Raw genomic sequence first — 18,778 nt, 5'->3', positions numbered from 1 at the left:
GCGGCGCCTGACTGCCATCGAGGACCGCGAATGGGGTTCGCGGCGGCGCCGGCTCGATGGCTCAGCGTTTTTTTAGCGGTAGCGGCACCACGCTTTTTACATCGCGCAGCCCGGCCGGTTCGGGCGGAAGGTAGCCCCAGTCGCCTTGCGATGCGGACGCATCGGCCTTGGTGTCGTCCTGTCGCTTGTCAGGCTGCCGTGGGGTGTCCGACCGCAAACGATCGTCGCGCTCGCCCCCTTGTTGCGATGACGGCTGAGACGGCGGCGGCCCCGCATGGCGTCGGTGCCTCAGCACGGCTTCGGCCACGCGCGCCACATGCGACACCGTCACCGCGTCGGCCTGTTCCAGTGCGGCCAGCGCACGCGCGGCGCGCAGCATCACGAGATCGGCCCGCAACCCGTCGACGGCCGCGTCGATGCACAGTGCGCTGACGCGCGCATGGACCGCATCGTCGAAATCGAGCGCCGGCAGCCGTGCGCGCGCCGCATGAATCCGGTTCGCGAGTTCCCGCTGGGCCGCCGAGTGACGCGCGCGAAACGCATCCGGATCGAGATCGAACGCGAGACGCGCCTTCACGATCCGCTCGCGCTGGGCGGCGTCGAAGCAGTTCTCCAGCTCGACCATCAGCCCGAAGCGATCGAGCAGTTGTGGGCGCAGCTCACCCTCCTCGGGATTCATCGTGCCGACCAGCACGAAGCGGGCGTCGTGCGCATGCGACACGCCATCACGCTCGACGACGTTCACGCCGCTCGCGGCGACGTCGAGCAACGTATCGACGAGCCCGTCGGCGAGCAGGTTCACTTCGTCGACGTACAGTACGCCGAGATGCGCACGCGCCAGCAGGCCCGGCCGAAAGCGCACGCCGTTTTCGGCCAGCGCATGCGCGAGATCGAGCGTGCCCGTTACCTGCTCGTCGCTCGCCGACAGCGGCAGCGTGACGAACTGTCCTTCCGGCAGCAATTCGGCAAGCCCGCGCGCGGCGGTCGATTTCGCGGTGCCACGCGGGCCGCTGACGAGCACGCCGCCGAGCGACGGATCGATCGCGGCAAGCAGCAGCGCCTGCTGCAGCGCGTCCTGCGCGACGAGCGCCGCGAACGGAAAAACCGCGCGTGCGCGGTGCGTCGTCGGATCGGTCATCGCCGTCCCCCTTCCTGAATTTGTTCGCTCGCGAGCCAGACCGCCTCGATCCGCTCGCGATAGTCGCCCGGCTGCTGCCACAGCCCGCGCTGCATCGCTTCGACGAAGCGTTCGCAGATGCCGTGCAGCGCCTTCGGGTTGTGCCGTTCGAGAAACGCGCGGGTGGCGTCGTCGAACAGGTACGCGTCGGCGACGAGCGCGTACTGGTGATCGGACAGCACGCGCGCGGTCGCGTCATAGCCGTACAGGTAGTCGACGGTCGCGGCGAGTTCGGCTGCGCCCTTGTAGCCGTGACGCTTCACGCCGTCGAGCCATTTCGGGTTGACGACGCGCGAGCGGATCACGCGGGCGATTTCCTCGCGCAGCGTGCGCATCTTCGGCGTGACGGGGTTCGCATGGTCGCCGTGGTAGATGCTCGGCTGCTGCCCGGACAGGTGCCGCACCGCCGCCGTCATTCCGCCCTGGAACTGGTAGTAGTCGTTCGAATCGAGGATGTCGTGCTCGCGGCTGTCCTGGTTCTGCACGACGACGTCGATCGTCGCCAGCCGCTCGCTGAACACGTCGGCCGCGGCGTCGCCCGCGCTGTTCTGCGCGTACGCATGGCCGCCCCATTGACGGTAGGCGTCCGCGAGATCGGCGTCGGTCTGCCAGCGGCGCTGGTCGATCAGGTCCTGCAGACCCGCGCCGTAGCTGCCCGGCCGCGCGCCGAACACGCGCCAGCCGGCGCGCCGGCGCGCTTCGTCGGGCGCCACGCCCTGCGCGATCCACTTCTCCCGTTCGCGCGCGATGCGTGCGCGAATCGGGTTCAACGCTTCGGGCTCGTCGAGTGCGGCGACGGCCTGCACGGCCGCGTCGAACAGGTGCATCAGGTTCGGGAACGCGTCGCGGAAGAAACCCGACACGCGCAGCGTCACGTCGATGCGCGGCCGGTCGAAGATCTCGATCGGCAGGATCTCGAAGTCGGTCACGCGATGACTGCCGTGCGCCCATTTCGGCCGCACGCCGATCAGCGCGAACGCCTGCGCGATGTCGTCGCCGCCGGTGCGCATCGTCGCCGTCCCCCACACCGACAGCCCGATCGCGCGCGGATAGTCGCCGTGATCCTGCAGATGGCGCTCGATCAGTTGTTGCGCGGATTTCAGGCCGAGCGACCACGCGGCCTGCGTCGGCACCGCGCGCGTATCGACCGAGTAGAAGTTGCGGCCCGTGGGCAGCACGTCGGGGCGGCCGCGCGACGGCGAGCCGCTCGGCCCCGGTGGCACGAAACGGCCGTCGAGCCCGCGCAGCAGCTGACGCATTTCTTCGCGGCCGCACGCGTCGAGGGCGGGCAACAGCGTCGAACGCACGCGTTCGAGCACCGCGAGCGTATGCGGCCATGCGCCCGACGGCGGCATATCGATGCCGGGTTCGTCTGAGGCGGCGCCGCACACGGCTTCCAGCCAGTGCTGCGCAAGCCGTTCGAGCCGCTCACGCGTATCGCCGGCATGACGCCACGGCGACGCATCCAGCGTTTGCAGCACGGCCGGCCGCGGCCCGGCCCACGGCGCGGCCCAGTCGGCCGCGAGCGGATCGAAACCCTCGCCGAGCGCGAGATCGCGCGCGAGCGCTCCGATCAGCCCGGCCCGTTCGCCCTTGCCGTCGCCGACCGGAAAACGAGCCAACGCGAGCAGCGTGTCGCGCCGCTGGCGCTCGACCGGCGACGCGCCGAACACGTGCAAGCCGTCGCGAATCTGCGCTTCCTTCAGTTCGCACAGCCACGCATCGACGCGCGTAAGCAGCGCATCCTCGTCGCCGGCATCGCGCGGCGGCGATACGCTCAGTTCGTCGTGCAGGCGATGCTCGGCGATCGTCGCGAGGATCGTCTTGCGCAACAGCTTCGCGCGCCGCGCATCGACCATCAGCGCTTCGTAGTATTCGTCGACCTGCCGTTCGAGATCCTGCAACGGGCCATAGTTTTCCGCACGCGTGAGCGGCGGCATCAGGTGATCGACGATCACCGCCTGCGCGCGCCGCTTCGCCTGGCTGCCCTCGCCCGGATCATTGACGATGAACGGATACAGGTGCGGCAGCGGCCCGAGCGTCAGGTCGGGCCAGCACGCGTCGGACAGCGCGACGCTCTTGCCCGGCAGCCATTCGAGATTGCCGTGCTTGCCGAGATGGATGACCGCGTCGATCTGATACGCATCGCGCAGCCAGAAATAGAACGCGAGATACGCGTGCGGCGGCACGAGATCCGCATCGTGGTAGCTCGCGTAGTCGTTCTCGCCGCGCGAGCGCGATGGCTGGATGCCGACGAACACGTTGCCCGCGCGCCAGCCGGCGATCGTGAAACGCTGTTGCCGCAGCGTCGGGTCGGCTTCGGGCGGGCCCCAGCGTTCGTTCAGCGCGTCGCGCACCGCGGTCGGCAGTCGCGCGAAACGCGCGACGTAGTCGGTCAACGCGTAACTCTGAAACGCGGGACGCAGTGTGCGCACGGCGGGATCGTTGGTTACGCCTTCGGTGAGTTGCGCGATCAGCGCGTCACCGTCGGCCGGCAGGTCGGCCACCGTGTAGCCCGCGTCGCGCAGCGCCGCGAGCACGCGCAGCGCGGAGGCCGGCGTATCGAGCCCGACGCCGTTGCCGATGCGGCCCTCGCTTTGCGGATAGTTCGCGAGAATCAGCGCGATGCGTTTGTCGGCGTTATCGAGCGTACGCAGCCGGCACCAGCCGCGTGCGAGCGCCGCGACGAACGCGATCCGCTCGGCATCCGGCTGATAGCGCACGACATCGACCTCGGTATGCGGGCAGCGATACGCGAGCCCCTTGAAGCTCACCGCGCGCGTGACGATGCGCCCGTCGACTTCGGGCAGCGCGATATGCATCGCGATGTCGCGTGCGTGCAGGCCCTGGTTGTCGGCCACCCACGCGTCGCGATTGCCGCCGGACAGGATCACCTGCAGCACCGGCGCGTCGCCGGCCAGCACGTCGGGCTCGGGGCCGTCGATCGCGCCGGCCGCGAACGCGGTGGTGTTCAGCACGAGCGCGACGCCGTGCGTATCGCACAGCTGCGTGATGACCTCGCGGCTCACCGCGTCCTTCAGCGACGTCACCGCGATCGGCAACGGATTCAATCCTTCGTCGATCAGCGCATCGGCCAGCGCGTCGAACACGGCCGTGTTCGCGGCCTGCCAGTGCGCGCGATAGAACAGGATCGCGACGACCGGTGCGCCCGGTGTCCAACGCGGCCGCCAGTCGTCGACGCTCGCGCGGTCGCGCGCCGGGTGATACAGCGCGGCGGCCGGCAGCGGGCGCGGCGGTTCTGGCTCGTCGCCGACGCCGAACGTGTGAAACGCGATGCTGCGCAACAGCGCATCGGCGTTGTGCACGCCGCCTTCGCGCAGATAGCGCCACCACAGCCGGCACAGCTCAGGCTTGACCGTGCTCTTCGCGACGAGGTTCGGGTCCTCCTGCAAGTCGCCCGAGAACATCGCGAGCTGCTGCCCCCGTTTCGACGCGAGCGACACGGCCTGCTCGATCCCGTACGGCCAGTACGCTTCGCCGCCGAGATGATCGATCACGACCGTCTTCGCGTGACGCAGCACGTCGTCGACGTAGAAATCGACCGACGCCGGCTGCCGCAGGAACGTGACGTTCGCGAGCCGCACGCTCGGGAATCCGGCGGGCAAGTGCGGCACGACGCTCGCGAGCAGCGACAGCGTCGTGTCGGCCGAACTCAGGATCACGATGTCGGCCGGCTGCTGGTCGATCCGGACGACGCCCTGCGTATCGTCGACGAAGCCGCCCGGCGTGGTGCGCAGCAGATGCATCGTGCGTTACGCCTGTTGCGGCTCGGCCGCGCACGCGGCGTCGAACGCGCGTTGCAGCGCGGCTGCGTCGAGATCCTCGCCGATCAGCACGAAGCGGCTCGCGCGGGTTTCGCCGTCCTGCCAGCGGCGGTCGAAATAGCTGTCGAAACGGCGGCCGACACCCTGGATCACGAGCCGCATCGGCGCACCGGGCAGCGCGGCGAAGCCTTTCGCGCGATAGATCGTGTGCGTTTCGACCACGCGCTGCAGCGCGGCGATCGTCGCTTCGCGCGTGCCGGCGTCGCCCGATACCACCACCGAGTCGAAATCGTCGTGATGGTGATCGTGATCGCCGTCGTCGGCCGAGCCGTGATGGTCGTGACGCAGGTGGATCGTGTCCTCCGACGCCGATTCGAGGCCGAGCAGCATCGCGAGATCGAGCTCGCCGCGCGTCGCGCGCACGATCTTCACCTGCGGCGGGATTTCTTCGCGGATCGCGGTTTCGATCCGCGCGAACTCGGCGTCACCCACGAGGTCGGCCTTGTTCACGATCACGAGATCGGCCGACGACAGTTGATCGGCGAAGAGTTCGTGCAGCGGCGATTCGTGATCGAGGTTCGGATCGGCGCGGCGCTGCGCGTCGACGGCCTGCGGGTTTTCCGCGAACTGGCCGCTCGCGGCGGCCGGCCCGTCGACGACGGTCACGACCGCGTCGACCGTGAAGCTGTTGCGGATCGTCGGCCAGTTGAACGCCTGCACCAGCGGCTTCGGCAGCGCGAGGCCCGACGTCTCGATCAGCACGTGATCGATGTCCGCGCGGCGCTCGACGAGCGCCTCCATCACCGGATAGAACTCTTCCTGCACGGTGCAGCACAGGCAGCCGTTCGCGAGTTCGTACAGCTGGCCCGATGCTTCGCCCTGCGCGCCGTCGGCATCGTCGCAGCCGATGCCGCAGCCCTTGAGGATTTCGCCGTCGATGCCGAGCTCGCCGAATTCGTTGACGATCACCGCGATGCGGCGGCCCTCGGCGTGCTGCAGGATGTGGCGCATCAGCGTCGTCTTGCCGCTGCCGAGAAAGCCCGTGACGATCGTGACGGGAAGCTTGCGTAGGGTCATGGTAGGTCCGGTGTCGAAGAGGGAATCAGGACGGGATCGTCGCGCCGGTGGCGGCGCGGCAATTCAGCGGGCGGTGCGCGGGAAGCTCGCCGCGTGATCCGCGCGGACAGTCGCACGACGGGCGGAACAACGAATCGGACATGGTGCTTCCTTGCGAACGGTCGACATCGTGAATGCCAACACGGCTGCCGCGTGCCCCGCCCGTGCCGCCTGCCGTTCGTCCTGCCGGCCCCGGGCGCGTTCGCGCGAAGGCAGATCGGAGGAGAGACAGCGGGAAACACCGGGCGTCGGGCCGGCTGCGGCCGTGGACGATGCGCCGCCTCCCCGCGGCGCTGAACCCCAACGTTTAGGCCGGTATCCGGGCTGACGAACACGCCGCTTCGCCTTCCCGGATACGCGCGGCATCCAGTGGCGGTCATCCGCATGCGCGCATGCATGCGGCGAAGCGGCGCTGCGTGGCGCTTGCGCGCGACGCGTTCGCTTACCGTTGCGGGGGCAGCACAGGTTGGCTCGACTGCGGCGCAGGCAGGCTCCCTGTTTCCCGTTTAACTGCGCACGCCGGAGCGGCGCGCGCGAGCACCAAAACGCGTGCGAGTGTAGGCGGCGGGGCCGGGAGCGTCAAGGCGAGCGGTGCGTGGCCCATGTGAGCGCGCGTCGCCGCCGGCTTTTCGGTCCGGATGCTCAGCCGGTTCGCAACGATTGCGCCGCGATCGCGTTCTGCAGCGCCTCGACCGTATCGGGGCGCCCGAAATACCAGCCCTGCGCACAAATCGACTGCCCGGGCATGTCGAGCATGTGCGCCTGCTCACGGGTCTCGACGCCCTCGAAGACCAGGCCGACCCCGAGCCGACGGGCAATCGCCAGGATCTCCGGAATGATCGAGGTGCCGTCGTGCTGCGGCGCGGCCGGCAGCAGCGAACGGTCGACCTTGATGTAGTCGATCGGAAGATGCTGCAGCAGGCTCAGGCTGGAGTAGCCCGTGCCGAAATCGTCCATGTAGACGGGATGCCCGAGGTCGCGCAATTGCCGAAGCGCCGGCACGATTTCCGGCAGTTCCACGGTCGACCGTTCGGTCAGCTCGAAACCGACATGGTGGCGCGGCAATCCGGGCGGCCAGCAGTTGTCCAGCGTCGCCATCAGGCTGCCGTCCCGCAACTCGGGGGCGCTGATGTTGATGGTCACGCGAAAGTCCGGCTCGCTGTCGAACAGCACGCGCATCTCCCTGAGGACCGTGCGCACGACGAAGGCCGTGACGTCGGCGATCATTCCGGCACGCTCCGCTTCGGCAATGAACACGTCCGGTGCGGCTGGCCCGTCGATCCAGCGGATCAGCGCTTCGGCGGAGACGATCCGCGATGACGCACCCAGCGTGACGATCGGCTGATAGCGCAGGACAAATCGCCCGTTTGCCAGTGCTCGACGTATTTGCGCGGCAAGCGCGGCCCAGCGTCGGTGCAGCATCAGCGCCCCGAGCCCCAGGCAGCAGCCCGCCGCGCCGCCGGCGATCCCCAGCAGCCAGGCGGCGTGCCGACTGGCGTTTGCCAGCGCTTGCGGCGTCACGACGACGGTCGCGCACAGCGGAACCCGGGCCGAGCAGAATGATTTGCCGTCCCGAAACCCCGGCACCTGGCCGGCATCGACGTATGCCGGGATGCCGCGCGCGTCGAGCCCGATGACGAGCGCGGTCGGGCGGCCTCTGAGCCCGATCACGTAATGCAGACCTGACGGCGGCAGTACCCTGAAGGCGTCCAGATCCATCAGCAGGTTCGTCCTCCTTCCCGCGACCACGAGCCCCAGCGTGTCAGGGCTCGACAGCAACGGCACGGTCCAGAAGGCCGACATCGCGTCGGTCAGCCGGAATGGCTGCCGTTTCGGAGAAAAGGGCTTGGGCAGCATGCCCAGCATCGTCGTGCAGAGCAGACCGGCGCCCGACCGACGTCCGACGTCCTTGACGTACTTCGACTGCACGGAAGCCGATCGCAACAGGCGCAGATCCTGCGGCGAGCAGTCCGCGTACGGCGAGGCATCCACGTCGGCAAGCGTCCTGGCCGCCGAGTCGAACACGAGGTCGATCTGCTGCACGACTTGCGTCCCCAGCCCGGCAACCGATTGCGCCAGCACGGCCTTCGTGACGAGCGGCCAGGTTTTCAGCGCCAATCCTGCCGAAACGACCAGCATGCCGATCGCGAGCGCATAACCGGCTCCACTGGAGGTTGTCCATCTGCGTACGTTCGCCATAGGCGCGGCACTTCGCGATGTAGTGGCCGTCGCCCTGCAGGTCCGGCAGAGCGCGCCGATTTTGGTATGGGTCTCGTCAGCTTAGTGCGACCGGCGGCCCGAAGCCCGAGCCTTGCTTATGATGCCGGCCAGATGATTGCACACCAATATTACGAGTGCGTAATGCCTCTTCCCCGGATTGCGTTCCGGACGGATACGGGCGCGGTTCGCCGGCCTCGCGCCCGATGCACGCTGTGCTATCGTATGCGCCGCGTTCGGTGCTCGCATGCGCATTCCGCGCATGCAGTTAAACGGGAAACAGGAGGCGGATCGCCGCCCGGCCTGTGCTGTCCCCGCAACGGTACGCCGCCCGCGCAACGCACTTCCCTGCGCTGCGCGCAGGCCGCCCGCGATGCCACTGCCCTTCGACCGGGCGGGAAGGCTGCGGCCTGGCAAGCGGCCAGCCCGGATACCGGCCGACGCAAGGGGCGAGCGCGCTGCTCGCCGAACGCCCGATCCGCGGGGGACGGATGGGGTGCGCATCCCACCCGCGCTCGCGCGGGTTTCGCCCGATCCGCCATGCACTGCCTGCCCGCCGGCCGCCGATGCGCCGCCCGCCTTCCCTGCTCCCCTGTTTCGACACGGTGCGCGCCGTGCCGCGCGCGATGAGCCGCGCGTGGCTCGTCGGCGCCGGCCCCGGCGACGCCGATCTGCTGACGCTCAGGGCCGCGCGCGCGATCGGCGCGGCCGACGTGCTGCTCGTCGACGATCTCGTGAACCCCGACGTGCTGCGCCATGCGCGCGCCGATGCGCTGATCGAGCACGTCGGCAAGCGCGGCGGCCATGCGTCGACGCCGCAGGCGACGATCGTCGCCGCGATGCTCGCGCACCTGCGCGCGGGCCGCAGCGTCGCGCGGCTCAAGGGCGGCGATCCGTTCGTGTTCGGCCGCGGCGGCGAGGAACTGGTCGCGCTCGGCGCGGCGGGCGTTCCAGTGGAAGTCGTCAACGGCATCACCGCGGGCATCGCCGCGCCGGCCGCGCTCGGCATCCCGGTCACGCACCGCGGCGACGCACAGGGCGTGATCTTCGTCACGGGCCACGGCGCGGGGGCCGACGAGCCGGACTGGCGCGCGCTCGCGGCCACCCGCATGACGATCGTGGTCTACATGGGCATCCGCCGGCTCGACGCGATTGCCGCGGCGCTGCGCGATGGCGGCCTGCCCGGCGACACGCCGTGCGCGGCGATCGAGAACGCCACGCGAGCCGAACAGCGCCACGTGCTCGCGACGCTCGAGACGCTCGTCGCGCGCGTCGGCGAGGCCGGTATCGGCTCGCCGGCGATCGTCGCGATCGGCCACGTCGCGGCGCTCGCCGACGATCCGGCGGTGCGCGCGGCGCTCGGCGGCCACGCGTGATGCGCGTCGCGCTCGGCGTCGGCTTCCGCGCAGGCGTCACGGCCGCGCAACTCGATGCCGCGATCCGCGCCGCGCTCGCGCGCTACCCGGCCGCCGAACCGGCGCTCGTCGCGACGCTCGCCGACAAGGCACGCGCCCGTGCGCTGCGCACGCTGTGCGCGCGCCGTGGCTGGCCGCTCGTCGCGTTCGATGCGGCGCAACTCGCGAGCCGTCCGGAACTGGCCGCGAGCGGCCCGTCCGACGCCGCGCTGGCCCGCTTCGGCGTCGCGGGCGTGGCCGAACCGTGCGCGCAACTCGCCGCGCCGCACGGCCGGCTGCTCGGCCCCAAATCCATGCTGGGCGGCGTGACGGTCGCGCTCGCCGGCCCGCTCTGAACCCAATGTTTCGCTTTCGACAGGACGATTCCCGATGAAGACCGATTCCGAATCCCATCAGCGGATGGCCGAACGCCGCCGCGCCGGCCACGAGAAGAAGCAGGCCGCCGCCACTCAGGAGAAAGGCCTGCTGATCGTCCATACCGGCAACGGCAAGGGCAAGAGCACGGCCGCGTTCGGGATGGCCGTGCGCGTGCTCGGCCACGGCATGCGGCTCGGTGTCGTGCAGTTCATCAAGGGAGCGCTGCATACGTCCGAGCGCGACTTTCTCGGCGCGGTCGCGGAGTGCGATTTCGTGACGATGGGCGACGGCTATACGTGGAACACGCAGAACCGCGACGCCGACGTCGCGACCGCGCGCAAGGGCTGGGACGAGGCGCGCCGGATGATCGACAGCGGCGACTACCGGATGGTGATCCTCGACGAGCTGAACACCGTGCTGAAGTACGAATACCTGCCGCTCGACGAAGTGCTCGCGACGCTCGTCGCGCGTCCGGAGTCGGTGCACGTCGTCGTCACCGGGCGGCACGCGCCCGATGCGCTGATCGACGCAGCCGATCTCGTCACCGAAATGCGGCTCGTCAAGCATCCGTACAAGGAGCAAGGCGTGAAGGCGCAGCGCGGCGTGGAGTTCTGAGCATGCCGGCCTGCCCCGCGCTGTTCGTCAGCGCGCCCGCGTCGGGCCAGGGCAAGACGTCGGTGACGGCCGGCCTCGCGCGGCTGCACCGGCGGCTCGGCCGCCGCGTGCGCGTGTTCAAGACCGGGCCTGATTTCCTCGATCCGATGCTGCTCGAACGCGCGAGCGGCGCACCCGTGCATGCGCTCGACCTCGGGATGGTCGGCGAGGCCGGTTGCCGTGCGCTGCTCGCCGACGCCGCGCGCGACGCGGACCTGATCCTGATCGAAGGCGTGATGGGCTTGTTCGACGGCACACCGAGCAGCGCCGATCTCGCGGCCGCGTTCGGCGTGCCGGTCGTCGCGGTCATTTCGGCGAAGGCGATGGCCCAGACGTTCGCGGCGATCGCGTTCGGGCTCGCGCGGTTTCGGCCGGGGTTGCCGTTTCACGGCGTACTGGCCAACCGCGTCGGCTCGGCACGGCACGCGGAGTTACTGCAACAGGCGTTGCCCGACGGCCTGCGCTGGCTCGGCCACGTGCCGGCCGATGCGGGTATCGCGCTGCCGGAGCGGCATCTCGGCCTGCATCAACCCGCCGACATCGGCGATCTCGACGCGCGGCTCGATCGCGCGGCCGACGTGCTCGCGCAAACCGCGCTCGCCGAGTTGCCGCCGGCCGTCACGTTCGCGCAGCCGGACGCGGCCACGCCGCTGCCGCGCGCGCTCGCCGGCAAGCGGATCGCGGTGGCGCGCGATGCGGCGTTTTCGTTCATCTATCCGGCGAATCTCGCGTTGCTCGATGCACTCGGTGCGTCGCTGCGGTTCGTCTCGCCGCTTGCCGACGAACCCGTGCCCGACGATTGCGACGCGCTGTTTTTGCCGGGCGGCTATCCGGAACTGCATGCGGCGACGCTGGCGGCGAATGCCGCGACCGCACGGACGATTCGCGCGCATGCGGCCGCTGGCCGGCCGATCGTCGCGGAATGCGGCGGGATGGTGTATCTGTGCGAATCGCTGACCGACGTGGATGGCTCGACGACGCCGATGCTTGGCGTGCTGCCGGGCCATGCGACGATGCAGCGCCGGTTCGCGGCGCTCGGCATGCAGCAGCTCGATACGCGCACCGGGCCGATGCGCGGGCATACATTTCATTATTCGCGGCTGGATACGCCGCTGGTGCCGGTCGCGACCGCCGCCCGGCCCGATGGCGAGGCCGGCAGCGGCGAAGCCGTTTATCGCGCGGGTGCGATCGTCGCGACGTACATGCACATGTACTGGCCGTCGAATCCGGATGCGGTCGTGGCGCTGTTCAGCGGGGAAGCGTTCGAAACATGAGCGGCCAGCTTGCCGAGCGGCCGACCTTCGACGGTACGACGCCAGCGATCTTCAGGATTCGGGGCAGGAATCGTGTGACCAGACGTGGCCGGCCTTGACCGCAACGCGTTGCGCCCGCATGCGAGCCACGAAGGTTTCTCCGTCGAACGTCCCGGGATGACCTGAGGCCTCGCCGGCGTCCAGCGCGTCCTGCAACACGCGCACCTGCGCGTTGCGTGATTCGAGCAGCCGTAATCTCGCTCGCATGGTGTCGCTGCCGGCGCAGCGCTCCGACAGCGCATCGGTGTCGACGTACTCGGCAACGTGACCGTCCTGGGAAACAGGCGCTGTTCTCGACATGGTTCACTTCGTTTGGTTTGAACACCATGGCATATACCAAGGCAAGGTACATGCCGTCTGTCAGGGCCGGGAGCGGTTCGTGAATGCCCGGCCCCAACCTCACGCCGGATTCTCCGTCACACCAGAAACGCCTCGGCCAACTTCACCCAATACGATGCACCGGTCGGCAACGCCGCGTCGTTGAAGTCATAGCCGGGGTTATGCACCATGCAACCGCCCTCCCCGTCGCCATTGCCGATGATCAGGTAGCAACCCGGCCGTTTTTCGAGCAGGAACGCGAAATCCTCGCTGCCCGTGAGCGGCACCATCCTGTCGATCAGGTTGGCTTCGCCGACCCATTCACGGGCCACACCGCGCGCGAACGCCGTCATCTCCGCATCGTTCACGAGCACCGGATAGCGGCGCTGGTAGTCGATCGTCGCACTCGCGCCGAACACGGCCGCCTGCGCATGCACGACCTCCTTGATGCGCGTTTCGAGCAGGTCGCGCACCTCAGGCTTCAGCGCGCGCACCGACAGGCGCATCTGCGCGCGATCGGGAATCACGTTCGGCGCCTCGCCCGCATGGATCGCGCCGACCGTGATGATCGCCATGTCGAGCGGCGACACGTTGCGCGACACGATGGTCTGCAGCGCCAGCACGATCTGCGCGCACACGACGACCGGATCGATCGCCCGGTGCGGCACCGCGCCGTGGCCGCCGCGACCCTGCACGTCGATGACGACGGTATCCGACGACGCCATGAACGGCCCCGGCAGGAAACCGAACGTGCCGGTCGGGAAGCCCGGCATGTTGTGCATCGCGAAGATCGCGTCACACGGAAATTGCTCGAACAGCCCTTCGTCGAGCATCTTCTTCGCGCCGCCGAGCCCTTCCTCGGCCGGCTGGAAAATCAGGTTCAGCGTGCCCGAGAAGCGGCGTTCGCGCGCGAGGTGCTTCGCGGCCGCGAGCAGCATCGCCGTGTGACCGTCGTGGCCGCATGCATGCATCTTGCCCGCGATCGTGCTCTGGTACGGCAGGCCCGTCGTTTCGTGGATCGGCAGCGCATCCATGTCCGCGCGCAGGCCGAGGCGCTGCTGGCCGTCGCCCACCTTCAACTGAGCGACGACGCCGGTGCCGCCGAGCCCGCGATGCACGGTGTAGCCCCACGACTGCAACTGCTCCGCGACGAGGTCGCTCGTCGCGAATTCCTCGAAACCCAATTCGGGGTGGGCATGGATGCGGTGCCGGATCTCGATCATTTCGTCGGCGAGGCCTGCGGGGATCACGCTGTGCGTCACGGTGTCGTCTCCTGTGTGCTGTGAGTGTGCGGGCAAGGATAGTCCGACGAACGGCAACCGAATAGACAGAAAGTCGTCACGATGGCAACTGGCGATTGCCAGCCGATCGCACGGGCGCGAGGCGAAGCGCGGCTGCCGGGAGGGCTATCCCGTCCGGACGACTGCCGCTGGCGAGAGGCACGCCCGACACTGTGCGTTAAGGCTCGATTTTCACGGGGAGGTTATCGTTGGCGGCAGCTAAACATTCCGGAATAATTCCTTTTCATCAAAGGGTTGAGAGCATTTGTTCATTTTTTGACGGTTGTACATTTTTTGTGTACGCTGACAAAACAGTGAACAAGCGATCCTCCGTGATGCCGGCGAACGTCCCCCTTCCTCTATCGGAACAGCACGTGCTCGACGAGGCCTGTGCCGCGTTCGGACGCGCGACCCGGCGCTTCGCTGCGCGGCCCGTGCGCGTGCCGGCGGCGTACCAGGCGCGCGCCGACGCAATGATCCGCTTCGACATCGCCGGGCAGATCCTCGAGATGCCGGCGGCCGTGAGCGTCGGCGTCGAATCGCTGCAGGCAGCGCTGGCGGCGCTGCGCCGCCGCGGCGGCACGCCGGCGCCGGGCGAGCGGCCGCTTATGCTGGTCGCGCCTTATTTTTCTGCCGAACTGGCCGCCCGCCTGATCGAGCACGACATCCCGTTTCTCGATACCGCCGGCAATGCGAGCCTGATCCAGCCGGAGGCCACCCTGATGATCGCCGGCCGGCCGAAACCTGCGCGCACGCCGCGCCGTCAGGCGTCGCGCGCGACCACGCCGAAGGGGCTCGCCGTGATGTTCGCGCTCGCGACGCAGCCTGGCCTCGTCGCGCAGCCGTACCGGGCGATCGCCGCCGCGTCGGGCGTCGCGCTCGGCACGGTCAACCTCGCGATGGACGACCTGATCGCGCGCGGCCTCGTCGCGCAACGGCGCAACGGCGAACGGCTGATGCCCGACTGGCCGCGCTTCCTGCAGGAATGGGTCGCGCTGTACCCGAGCCGCCTGCGCGCGAAACTGCCGGCCCGGCGGTTTGCCGCGATCGCACCCGACTGGTGGCGCGGCTTCGATTTCGCAGCCTTCGATGCGCGGCTCGGCGGCGAAGCGGCGGCCGATCTGCTCACGCACGACCTGAAGCCGGCAGCGATCACCGTCTATACGCACGGCGCCGTGTCGAATCGCCTGCTGCTGCAAGCCCGCCTGCGCCCGAACGAGCACGGCGACGTCGAGCTGCTCGAAGCGTTCTGGCCGCCGTCGCCGACGCTCGACTGGCGCGAGCAGGACGTGCCGCTCGTGCCGCCGCTGTTGGTCTACGCGGATCTCGTCTCGTCCGGAGACAGCCGCAATCTTGCCGCCGCCGAACACATCCATGACCGATACCTCGCCCACCCGCCCGCTTGAAATCGACGCGCGCCGGCCGCTCGAGCCGGCGGCGTTCGCGCTGCTGCGGGCGGTCGGTTCGGCCTGCACGCGGCTCGACGCGGCCTTCGTCGTGGCCGGCGCGACCGCGCGCGACATCCTGATGTGGCATGTCCACGGCATCCGTCCGGTGCGTGCGACGCGGGACGTCGACGTCGCTGTGTGCGCGGTCAACTGGCCGTTTCATGAGCGGCTCGTCGATGCGCTCGTTGCGACCGGGCAATTCGCCCGCGCGCCGAAGCATCGGCAGAAACTGCTGTTCGACAGCGGCTCGCCGGGGTTTCGCACCGAACTCGATCTGGTGCCGTTCGGGCCGCTCGAAACGCCGTCCGGCGAAATCGCATGGCCGCCGGGCGGCGACTTCGTGCTGAACGTGCTGGGGTTTCAGGAGGCGGTCGATACGGCGCTCGCCGTGTCGATCGGCGCCGGCATCACGGTGCCGGTGGCGAGCCTGCCGGCGCTCGCGCTGCTGAAGCTGCTCGCGTGGAAGGACCGGCGCGCGCGCCAGAACAGCGACGCGTACGACCTGCTGTTCCTGCTCACGCATTTTCACGATGCGGGCAATCGCGAGCGCATCTGGGACGTTGCGCCCGACCTGATCGAACAACATGGCTTCCAGCCGGAGCTGGCGGCAGCGGCGCTGCTCGCACGCGACGCGAAGCAGATTGCGTCACCGCACACGCACGATGCGATCCGCGCATTGTTATCCGACGACGCGACTTACGCGATGCTCGGGCAGGATCTGCAGGCCCGCGCGTTCGCGCTGTTGCCCGGGGAATTCAACGACGACGCGGACCGGTATCTCGATGCGTTCCGCGGCGGCTTTCTTTCCGGCCCGCCCGCCCGCGACGTGTGACGTGACGCAGCCCGGCAAGATGACGACGCGGCCGCCCGTCCGGCTCAGGTCACCCAGTCTTCGAGTGATAACCCGGCGACACGACCGAATTCACGGCCGTTGTTCGTGACCAGCACCGCGCCGGCCGCGATCGCATGCCCGGCGATCGACGCATCGTTCGCGCCGATCGGCGTACCGCGCACGGCGAGATCCGCGCGAATCGCGGCGGTGGCGTCGACCGCCGCCGAATCCCACGACAGCACGCCGTCGAGTCGCGAAACAAAGGCCCCGACGAGTTCCGCATGCTTCGGGGACGCTTTCTTGCCCACCGCGCCAAAGCGCATCTCGGCGTAGGTAATGGCCGACACGACGATCCGGTGCTGTGCGTTGACGCACGACTGCAACCGCGACAGCACCACGGGCGGCCGCTCGCGCATGATGAACGAACAGATGTTCGTATCGAGCATGTAGAGCGTGGTCACCGGCTGGACTCCGACGGTGCATCGGCATCGCCGGACAGGTCGAAGCGACCGGACTCGATGACGGCCGGGCGTTCGGCAAGGAAGTCGGCATCGGCCAGCGGTTCGTTCGCGAACGACAGCCACGTGGGACGTACCGGCCGCAACAGCAGCGTATCGCCCTCGCGGCGGATCTCGAGTTCCGTGACACCCTCGAACTCCATGTCCTTCGGGATGCGGATTGCCTGGTTACGGGCGTTCTTGAAAATGGAAACGGTTCGCATGAGCCACTCCATGGGAGTACGATGCACCCATTCTAAACATATGCTGGCATATGTCAATTTGACGGGATGCAAATCCGAAGCTGTGTCCCACGGTGTCGAGGATGTCTGATTCATGCTGTCGGCCTGTCGTCGATGAAAGGAGCGCCCCATTCTTCATGACGCAGGCCGCGCGGTCCATATGCCGGACGGCCGATGCATGCGCATTGCAAAGGCTGCGCGCATCGTCGGCCGACGTCGCGCCCCCGCCCCCGTCACGGCAACCGGAAAGTGTCAAAGAACGTATCGCGCTCGATCACCGTGAGCGCCGCGCGCTTGTGCGGGAAATCGAATTCCTTCAGCGTGTAGAAGCCGAGCCGGTGCATGTACGCGATGTGCCGCACATGATCGACGCGCGGCTCGCCGACGAGCCGCTGCGTGCGCGGTTCGTCGACGAACATGTAGTGCAGCACCCCGCTCCACCACGCATGCAGCTTGCCGGCGCTCTGGAACCGCGAGTCGCCGATCAGCAGGTGCAGCCCGCGATCGTAGTCGTGCGCGTCGTAGAACGGCGCGAGGCGATCCTCCTTCGCCCAGTAGAACTCGAAATAGCCGAACGGCGTGTCGTCGAAATAGCCGATCATCGGGTGCATGTGCGGATCGGCCAGCCGTTCGGCCAGATACGCCGCGTGCTCGTCGCGCGTGCCGCGCTGGTCCCAGAAATGCGCGACGCGCTCGAGGTTCATCCAGCCGCTGAAGAGATCCGCGTGCGCATCGATGTCGACGGTGCGCAGGCTGAACGTCATCCCGACCTGCGGCATAGGGCGCGCGTAGATCTCGCCGGCCGGCGACGGCGGCCGCACCGGATGCCGATGGCCGTTCGTGATCGCGTAGCGCAGCGGCATCCCGCCTGACGCGGGTGCCTTCAGCCATGGTCGCGGGTTCTGCCAGAACGTCGTGCGCGACACGGTGAGCCGCAGCGTGTCGCCCGCGACCTGCGCGCCGTCGATCACGCCTTCACGCACCGCACGCGCGACGTACGACGCCACGGCCCCCGCATCGGCGCCGCCGCGCGGCACCGAGATCGTCGCCGCGTCGTGCCGCGTGTCGGTGTTGAACAGCGCGACGAACGTCGCGAGCAGCGCGTCCGGCGCGTCGTCGGGCCGCCATGCATCGAGCGCATGCTCGACGACGGCGGCCGCCTGCCCGTGCGCGGCACCATCGAGCGCCGCGGCCACTTCACCTTCGATAGCGTCGGCGGCGCCGGCCGGTTTCGTCAGCGTGTCTTGCATCACAATGCTCCCGCGTCGTGGCGATCGGCGAGCACGTGCAGCCCACGATCGAGCGCCGGAAACAGGCTGCGCTGGAAGTTGTTCCAGCGCAGTTCGAGAATCGTGTCGTCCGGCGCGATCGGCGTGTCGAGCACGTCGCAGATCACCTCGCCGGAATCGATACCGTTGTCGACGTAGTGGAACGACGCGCCCGTCATCGTCACGGGTTCGACGCGCGAGGTCGCGCCGGTCGCCCAGTCGACCCGCTCGCCGCGCGCGCCGTGCAGCGCGTCGAGCGTCGCCCACGCGCCGCGCCGCTGATACGGCGAATCGTCGGCCGTGATGCCCGGATGGATGTTCGCGATGCGCCGATGAAAGCGCGCGCCCGGCCGCACGAGTTCGTCGAGGATCACGAGCAGCCCGTCGAGCACGACGACGTCGGCGTCGAGCTCGAGCAGGCGCTCGAGCAGGCGCCGCTCGAATGCCTGTTTGCCGGCCACGCGCTCACGCGCGTCGCGCGGCAGCCGCCGGTACGTCGACGGGATCGAACAGAACAGCGCGTCGACCGGCCGGCCCTGCACCGTCAGGCCTTCCGGCAAAATCCACGGCCGGCCCGGCGTGCGCGCGAACCCGTAATCGGCGACTTTCGCGCGGTCGGCGGGCGAGCCTTCGTCGTCGTCGACGATCACGCCCTGGAGCGTATAGCGTTCGCCGAGCGGCGAATCGTTCAGGCGCTCGACGAGGAATTCGAGCGGCGCCTTCATGTAGCGCGTGCCGCCACGATAAGCGACCGGCTGACCGGCACGATCAGCGGCGCCGTTGCGCAGCGACTGGATGTAGACGAGATTTTTCTTCGGCATGGAGGCGTCGTGGAAAAAAGCGGACGAAGGCGCCGCGC

At 68.9% G+C, this 18,778-nt stretch carries 16 protein-coding genes and 2 riboswitches; of the genes, 6 read left to right on the top strand and 10 right to left on the bottom strand.

What is annotated here, in order from left to right:
- Positions 1-61 precede the first annotated feature (61 nt).
- The 4 genes from HWX07_RS31630 to HWX07_RS31615 all read right to left on the bottom strand — a co-directional run bounded on the left by HWX07_RS31630 (position 62) and on the right by HWX07_RS31615 (position 8,217).
- Positions 62-1,138: an ATP-binding protein gene (locus HWX07_RS31630; protein ID WP_175878984.1), complete on the bottom strand. Its 1,077-nt coding sequence runs from the start codon at positions 1,136-1,138 to the stop codon at positions 62-64.
- Entirely contained in the window at positions 1,135-4,944 is a 3,810-nt protein-coding gene (gene cobN / locus HWX07_RS31625) for a cobaltochelatase subunit CobN (protein WP_175878983.1), read from the bottom strand. Before cobN ends, HWX07_RS31630 begins: the two co-directional genes overlap by 4 nt.
- Before the next feature lie 6 nt (positions 4,945-4,950).
- Positions 4,951-6,039 carry a cobalamin biosynthesis protein CobW gene (gene cobW, locus HWX07_RS31620; RefSeq protein ID WP_175878982.1) on the bottom strand — a complete coding sequence of 363 codons (1,089 nt, stop codon included), beginning with the start codon at positions 6,037-6,039 and terminating at the stop codon, positions 4,951-4,953.
- 331 nt (positions 6,040-6,370) lie between these two features.
- Positions 6,371-6,638: riboswitch (cobalamin riboswitch) on the bottom strand.
- An 82-nt stretch (positions 6,639-6,720) separates the two neighbouring features.
- Positions 6,721-8,217 carry an EAL domain-containing protein gene (locus HWX07_RS31615; protein WP_175878981.1) on the bottom strand — a complete coding sequence of 499 codons (1,497 nt, stop codon included), beginning with the start codon at positions 8,215-8,217 and terminating at the stop codon, positions 6,721-6,723.
- 298 nt (positions 8,218-8,515) lie between these two features.
- Positions 8,516-8,752: riboswitch (cobalamin riboswitch) on the top strand.
- 169 nt (positions 8,753-8,921) lie between these two features.
- On the opposite strand from HWX07_RS31615, the gene cobA reads away from it, so the two are divergent.
- From cobA to HWX07_RS31595, 4 genes are read left to right on the top strand one after another with little or no spacing between them, the layout of a single operon-like run.
- Positions 8,922-9,671 (top strand): uroporphyrinogen-III C-methyltransferase, encoded by a 750-nt coding sequence (cobA, locus tag HWX07_RS31610; RefSeq protein WP_175878980.1) that lies wholly within the window; start codon positions 8,922-8,924, stop codon positions 9,669-9,671.
- The gene (locus tag HWX07_RS31605) at positions 9,671-10,045 is read left to right on the top strand and encodes a cobalamin biosynthesis protein (RefSeq protein ID WP_175878979.1); all 375 of its coding nucleotides are present in this window, start codon (positions 9,671-9,673) and stop codon (positions 10,043-10,045) included. Before cobA ends, HWX07_RS31605 begins: the two co-directional genes overlap by 1 nt.
- A 34-nt stretch (positions 10,046-10,079) precedes the next feature.
- Positions 10,080-10,682, top strand: a complete 603-nt coding sequence (gene cobO / locus HWX07_RS31600) for a cob(I)yrinic acid a,c-diamide adenosyltransferase (RefSeq protein ID WP_175878978.1) — start codon at positions 10,080-10,082, stop codon at positions 10,680-10,682.
- Between the two features lie 2 nt (positions 10,683-10,684).
- Positions 10,685-11,995, top strand: coding sequence for a cobyrinate a,c-diamide synthase (locus HWX07_RS31595; RefSeq protein ID WP_175878977.1), 1,311 nt, complete (start codon positions 10,685-10,687; stop codon positions 11,993-11,995).
- Between the two features lie 51 nt (positions 11,996-12,046).
- Here HWX07_RS31595 and HWX07_RS31590 read toward each other — a convergent pair whose 3' ends face one another.
- Together HWX07_RS31590 and HWX07_RS31585 are read right to left on the bottom strand one after the other, a co-directional pair.
- The gene (locus tag HWX07_RS31590; protein ID WP_175878976.1) at positions 12,047-12,334 is read right to left on the bottom strand and encodes a type II toxin-antitoxin system ParD family antitoxin; all 288 of its coding nucleotides are present in this window, start codon (positions 12,332-12,334) and stop codon (positions 12,047-12,049) included.
- Between the two features lie 116 nt (positions 12,335-12,450).
- Positions 12,451-13,614 carry a M20 aminoacylase family protein gene (locus HWX07_RS31585; protein WP_175878975.1) on the bottom strand — a complete coding sequence of 388 codons (1,164 nt, stop codon included), beginning with the start codon at positions 13,612-13,614 and terminating at the stop codon, positions 12,451-12,453.
- A 353-nt stretch (positions 13,615-13,967) separates the two neighbouring features.
- Between HWX07_RS31585 and HWX07_RS31580 the strand changes: the two genes are divergently transcribed.
- Positions 13,968-15,038 (top strand): type IV toxin-antitoxin system AbiEi family antitoxin, encoded by a 1,071-nt coding sequence (locus tag HWX07_RS31580; RefSeq protein WP_175879059.1) that lies wholly within the window; start codon positions 13,968-13,970, stop codon positions 15,036-15,038.
- Positions 15,007-15,912, top strand: a complete 906-nt coding sequence (locus HWX07_RS31575; RefSeq protein WP_175878974.1) for a nucleotidyl transferase AbiEii/AbiGii toxin family protein — start codon at positions 15,007-15,009, stop codon at positions 15,910-15,912. The genes HWX07_RS31580 and HWX07_RS31575 overlap by 32 nt, the downstream gene beginning before the upstream one ends.
- A 44-nt stretch (positions 15,913-15,956) precedes the next feature.
- Here HWX07_RS31575 and HWX07_RS31570 read toward each other — a convergent pair whose 3' ends face one another.
- The 4 genes from HWX07_RS31570 to HWX07_RS31555 all read right to left on the bottom strand — a co-directional run bounded on the left by HWX07_RS31570 (position 15,957) and on the right by HWX07_RS31555 (position 18,740).
- On the bottom strand, positions 15,957-16,373 hold the full coding sequence (locus HWX07_RS31570; RefSeq protein WP_175878973.1) for a PIN domain-containing protein: 417 nt from the start codon (positions 16,371-16,373) through the stop codon (positions 15,957-15,959).
- Positions 16,370-16,633 (bottom strand): type II toxin-antitoxin system VapB family antitoxin, encoded by a 264-nt coding sequence (vapB, locus tag HWX07_RS31565; protein WP_175878972.1) that lies wholly within the window; start codon positions 16,631-16,633, stop codon positions 16,370-16,372. The genes HWX07_RS31570 and vapB overlap by 4 nt, the downstream gene beginning before the upstream one ends.
- A 251-nt stretch (positions 16,634-16,884) precedes the next feature.
- On the bottom strand, positions 16,885-17,901 hold the full coding sequence (locus HWX07_RS31560; protein ID WP_175878971.1) for a GNAT family N-acetyltransferase: 1,017 nt from the start codon (positions 17,899-17,901) through the stop codon (positions 16,885-16,887).
- Positions 17,901-18,740, bottom strand: coding sequence for a formyltransferase family protein (locus tag HWX07_RS31555; RefSeq protein WP_175878970.1), 840 nt, complete (start codon positions 18,738-18,740; stop codon positions 17,901-17,903). Before HWX07_RS31555 ends, HWX07_RS31560 begins: the two co-directional genes overlap by 1 nt.
- Positions 18,741-18,778 lie beyond the last annotated feature (38 nt).

The organism is Burkholderia sp. BCC0097 (assembly GCF_902832985.1).
Lineage (GTDB): Bacteria > Pseudomonadota > Gammaproteobacteria > Burkholderiales > Burkholderiaceae > Burkholderia > Burkholderia orbicola.
This window is presented reverse-complemented; position numbering and strand designations above follow the sequence as displayed.

Bases quoted from the DNA above. Each gene is read 5' to 3' on its own strand.
- cobN (WP_175878983.1), bottom strand. From the start codon at position 4,944: ATGCATCTGCTGCGCACCACGCCGGGCGGCTTCGTCGACGATACGCAG.
- HWX07_RS31590 (WP_175878976.1), bottom strand. From the start codon at position 12,334: ATGTCGAGAACAGCGCCTGTTTCCCAGGACGGTCACGTTGCCGAGTAC.
- HWX07_RS31605 (WP_175878979.1), top strand. From the start codon at position 9,671: ATGCGCGTCGCGCTCGGCGTCGGCTTCCGCGCAGGCGTCACGGCCGCG.
- cobW (WP_175878982.1), bottom strand. From the start codon at position 6,039: ATGACCCTACGCAAGCTTCCCGTCACGATCGTCACGGGCTTTCTCGGC.
- HWX07_RS31580 (WP_175879059.1), top strand. From the start codon at position 13,968: ATGCCGGCGAACGTCCCCCTTCCTCTATCGGAACAGCACGTGCTCGAC.
- HWX07_RS31575 (WP_175878974.1), top strand. From the start codon at position 15,007: ATGACCGATACCTCGCCCACCCGCCCGCTTGAAATCGACGCGCGCCGG.
- cobO (WP_175878978.1), top strand. From the start codon at position 10,080: ATGAAGACCGATTCCGAATCCCATCAGCGGATGGCCGAACGCCGCCGC.
- HWX07_RS31555 (WP_175878970.1), bottom strand. From the start codon at position 18,740: ATGCCGAAGAAAAATCTCGTCTACATCCAGTCGCTGCGCAACGGCGCC.
- cobA (WP_175878980.1), top strand. From the start codon at position 8,922: ATGAGCCGCGCGTGGCTCGTCGGCGCCGGCCCCGGCGACGCCGATCTG.
- HWX07_RS31615 (WP_175878981.1), bottom strand. From the start codon at position 8,217: ATGCTGGTCGTTTCGGCAGGATTGGCGCTGAAAACCTGGCCGCTCGTC.
- vapB (WP_175878972.1), bottom strand. From the start codon at position 16,633: ATGCGAACCGTTTCCATTTTCAAGAACGCCCGTAACCAGGCAATCCGC.
- HWX07_RS31595 (WP_175878977.1), top strand. From the start codon at position 10,685: ATGCCGGCCTGCCCCGCGCTGTTCGTCAGCGCGCCCGCGTCGGGCCAG.
- HWX07_RS31560 (WP_175878971.1), bottom strand. From the start codon at position 17,901: ATGCAAGACACGCTGACGAAACCGGCCGGCGCCGCCGACGCTATCGAA.
- HWX07_RS31630 (WP_175878984.1), bottom strand. From the start codon at position 1,138: ATGACCGATCCGACGACGCACCGCGCACGCGCGGTTTTTCCGTTCGCG.